The following is a 3,325-nucleotide window of genomic DNA, read 5'->3' as shown; positions in this document are numbered from 1 at the left end:
GGCCGGTGGGGTGATCACCATCGGCATGGTCTTCGCGCTGCAGATCCGGCGTACGACACGGGAGCTGGTCCTCGCAGGGTTGTTCTCGGCGCTGATCGCCTTCCTGCTGTTCCTGATCTGGGACTTCGACGCGCCCTACAGCCGTGGCATCACGGCGTCGGCGCAGCCGTTCCTGAATCTCTTCCCGCACATCAAGGACTGACGGCCCCTCACCGGAGCCGGCCACCGCGGCCACCCGCCGGGGGACGTCCGCCACGCCGCGGCCGTCCCCCGGTCGCAGGAACGGCGTCCCCTGTGCGGCCCACACGGTTGCCCCATTCGCGCGACTGGGATCGCGGGAGCGCACACATGTTCCTAGCGTTTCGGACATCGAGGTGCATTTACGGCGCCAGCGGAAAAGGTCCGCGGCTGCTCCTCGGGGACCCGGAGGAACCACCATGCGCGCGATACGCGTCGCCTCGGCCGCACTGCTGGGCATCAGCGCCCTCGCCCTCTCGGCGCCGGCCGCCGTCGCGAAGGGCGACGGCAACCACAACATCACGCCGTTCGGCTTCAGCGTCCTGCCCTCGACGATCGCGGCGGGCGGCCAGGTGACCCTGCAGCTCGACCGTGACAGCGGCGGCTGCAAGGGCTCCGCCACGGTCTCCTCCGGGGTCTTCGACACCGTCCGGATCTCGCCGGGCCAGTCCTCGGCGACGGCGATGGTCGACTGGGACGCCAGGCCGGGCGCGGTGTACCAGGTGACGTTCACGTGCAACGGCGAGAGCGGCTCCACGGGTCTGACCATCGCCTCCGGCCGCACGAACAACAACATCCAGCCGCTCCAGCCGGCGCAGCAGATGCCCCGAGGGGTTCGGGCCGGTGAGGGCGGCAGCATCGCCGGTTTCGACCTCAAGGAGCTCGGCATCGGCGCGGCTCTCATCGCGGGTTCGGTGGGGGCGGCGTACCACTTCTCGCGTCGCCGTACCGGAGAGGACGGCGCCTGACCGCTCCACCACCCGCACAGGCCTTCGCCCCGGAACCCGAAAGGGTCCGGGGCGAAGGCCTGTTCCGTGCGCCACGACCTCCGAAGGGGGAGAAGGTCAGATGGCGCGCTCGCTGCGGCGGCGCATCCAGAACACCCCGCCGCCCACGACGGCCGCGGCGACCAGGCCGCCGCCGATCGCCATGTCGGTCGGGGTCGCCCCGCTGGCGCTGCTGCCGCCGAGACCGCCGCGGACACCGCCGATGACGGTGTAGGCGGAGTCCCGGGTCAGCACGGAACCGTTCCGGCAGCGCACGGTGATGCTGTACGGGCCGGGACCGGCGTTTCTGCTGATCCGCGCCGTTCCGGTGGCGGTCTGGCCGGCACCGCCGACGAGTGAGGACAGGTTCGCGGGGCGTTCGAAGCCCGGCGAGTTGGCGGTGGCGCCGGTGAAGCAGCCGTCGACCGTGACGGTCAGCTGGCCGCCGCGGGCGATCACGCTGGGCAGGGCGACGATGTTGCTGGGGCTCTCCCCCATGCCGTCCGCGAGGGCCGCCGGGGCGGCGAGCCCCAGGACGGCAACCGCGGCACCGGCGGCAGCCAGGGCACGAGTTGTACGCATGTCATCCTCCGCGGAAGGCGCCCCGGGACCCGTCCCCGGTCGATCGGCGAGAAAACGCCTCCCAGACGCACCCTCAGATGCCTTGCACGCGCCCGCATTTCGGGAATGGTCCGTCCTGGTGAGAGGACACGCCGAGGGAGAACCGGACAATCGGATATTGCCGCAGGTCACGGACCGTCAGAAAATTCCTGCTGACCCCTCCTCATATGGCGCACATAAGGATGTCCGGGCCACCCGTTCGCGCCTGCCCCGTCGCCGGTTCCGCATTCGGGACTTAGCGTTCTCGTATGCGCGATTGACGTGGCGACGGCCGCGTCGAGAGGGGATGGCGAATGTCTGCGTCCGAGCTGTCCGAGCTTGCCGAAGAGGAGGAGCGGCAGAAGAAGCGCGCCCCGTGGGGAGTGATAGCGCTTGTTCTGCTGACCGGTCTCGCGCTCATTCGGAATGGTTCGGGAGAGTTCGATGTGGGGCCGCCGCAGCCGGCGTCGGCGGCTGCCGCCGACAGCCGGACCGGCATCGGCACCTTCGGCAAGGCCCCGGCCCCGCTCCCGTACTCCGTCGCCGACCGGGTCAGGATTCCAGCGATCCGGGTCGACGCCCCGGTCATGCCGGTGGGCCTGGACGCGGACGGCTGGGTCGGCGCTCCGCCGCCGGAGGACCCGAACCTGGCGGGCTGGTTCACCGGGGCCGTCTCCCCCGGCGAGAAGGGCACTGCGGTCGTCGTCGGCCATGTCGACAACAAAATGGGCCCCGCCGTGTTCTACGGACTCGGGGCCCTCAAGAAGGGAAATCGCATCGAGGTCGAGCGCAAGGACGGAAAGACGGCCGTATTCGAGATCTACGGCATCGAGGTCTTCGAGAAGAGCAACTTCCCCGGCGACCGCGTCTACGCCTCCAAGGGAACTCCGGAACTGCGCGTCATCACGTGCGGGGGCGGTTTCTCCAAACAGAACGGCTACGACGGGAACGTCGTCGTCTTCGCCCGCCTGGTCGAGGTCCGCTGAGCGTTTCCCCGGCCGGGCGGGCGAAAGCCCGTCAGGTGGTGGTGCGGCGGCGCGGCAGCGTCATGTGATAGCCGGAGTCGAGCAGGTGCGGCAGGTATTCGCGCAGCGCCTTCACACTCTGGGTTCGGTCGCCCCCGGCGTCGTGCGAGAGCACCACGACGCCGGGGGCGGCGCCGTCCTCGACCGCGTTGACGATGTGGCGGACGCCGGGGGTGTCCCAGTCGAGGGTGTCGACGGTCCACGCGAGGGGTTCCATGCCCAGCTCGGAGCCGAGTTGGAAGGCGGCCCGGTTCCAGGCGCCGTAGGGCGCGCGGAACCACCTCGGGCGTTCCCCGTAGGCGTCCTCGATGACATCGCTGGTGCGTTCCATCTCGGAGCGGATCTGACCGCGGGTCAGCTTGGTCAGCAGAGGGTGGGACCAGGTGTGGTTGCCGACGACGTGGCCCTCGTCGGACATCCGCGCCAGCAGGTCGCGGTTCCAGTCGGCCATCTCGCCGCACACGAAGAACGTGGCGCGGACGTCGTACTCGGCGAGGGTGTCCAGGATGTGCGGGGTGTAGCGGGGGTCGGGTCCGTCGTCGAAGGTGAGCACCATGGTGTTGCCGCGTCCGGACATGCGCAGGAAGGGTTCGTGCCGTACCGGGACATGGGCGGGGGCGGCGTGGGGTGCGCCGTAGCCGGCCACGGGCTGGAGGCGGTAGGAGGAGGGCTTGCGCGCGAGGCGCGGTGGGGGCC

5 protein-coding genes are annotated in these 3,325 nt (G+C 70.3%); 3 read left to right on the top strand and 2 right to left on the bottom strand.

All coding sequences use genetic code 11. The features are described 5' to 3' along the window. Window positions 1–202, top strand: a 202-nt coding sequence (locus R6V09_RS49240; RefSeq protein ID WP_442810287.1) for a bestrophin-like domain, incomplete at its 5' end; no start/stop codon positions are given. A gap of 235 nt (window positions 203–437) precedes the next feature. Beyond that, entirely contained in the window at window positions 438–986 is a 549-nt protein-coding gene (locus tag R6V09_RS49235; RefSeq protein ID WP_317887950.1) for a hypothetical protein, read from the top strand. A gap of 96 nt (window positions 987–1,082) precedes the next feature. On the opposite strand, the gene R6V09_RS49230 is transcribed toward R6V09_RS49235, so the two are convergent. After that, window positions 1,083–1,586 carry a hypothetical protein gene (locus R6V09_RS49230; protein WP_317887949.1) on the bottom strand — a complete coding sequence of 168 codons (504 nt, stop codon included), beginning with the start codon at window positions 1,584–1,586 and terminating at the stop codon, window positions 1,083–1,085. A 332-nt stretch (window positions 1,587–1,918) separates the two neighbouring features. Here R6V09_RS49230 and R6V09_RS49225 point away from each other — a divergent pair, with 332 nt between their 5' ends. Further along, window positions 1,919–2,590 carry a class F sortase gene (locus R6V09_RS49225; protein ID WP_317887948.1) on the top strand — a complete coding sequence of 224 codons (672 nt, stop codon included), beginning with the start codon at window positions 1,919–1,921 and terminating at the stop codon, window positions 2,588–2,590. A 31-nt stretch (window positions 2,591–2,621) separates the two neighbouring features. Here R6V09_RS49225 and R6V09_RS49220 read toward each other — a convergent pair. Further along, on the bottom strand, window positions 2,622–3,325 hold a 704-nt coding region (locus tag R6V09_RS49220), incomplete at its 5' end, for a polysaccharide deacetylase family protein (RefSeq protein ID WP_317887947.1).

Origin of the sequence: Streptomyces sp. W16 (genome assembly GCF_033194735.1) — a bacterium.
GTDB lineage: Bacteria > Actinomycetota > Actinomycetes > Streptomycetales > Streptomycetaceae > Streptomyces.
The sequence above is the reverse complement of the archived record's forward strand: the minus strand, read 5'-3'. Positions and strand labels throughout refer to the sequence as shown.

What these genes read in the sequence shown, in the direction of transcription:
- R6V09_RS49225 (WP_317887948.1), top strand. Translation starts at nt 1,919, where the DNA reads ATGTCTGCGTCCGAGCTGTCCGAGCTTGCCGAAGAGGAGGAGCGGCAG.
- R6V09_RS49230 (WP_317887949.1), bottom strand. Translation starts at nt 1,586, where the DNA reads ATGCGTACAACTCGTGCCCTGGCTGCCGCCGGTGCCGCGGTTGCCGTC.
- R6V09_RS49235 (WP_317887950.1), top strand. Translation starts at nt 438, where the DNA reads ATGCGCGCGATACGCGTCGCCTCGGCCGCACTGCTGGGCATCAGCGCC.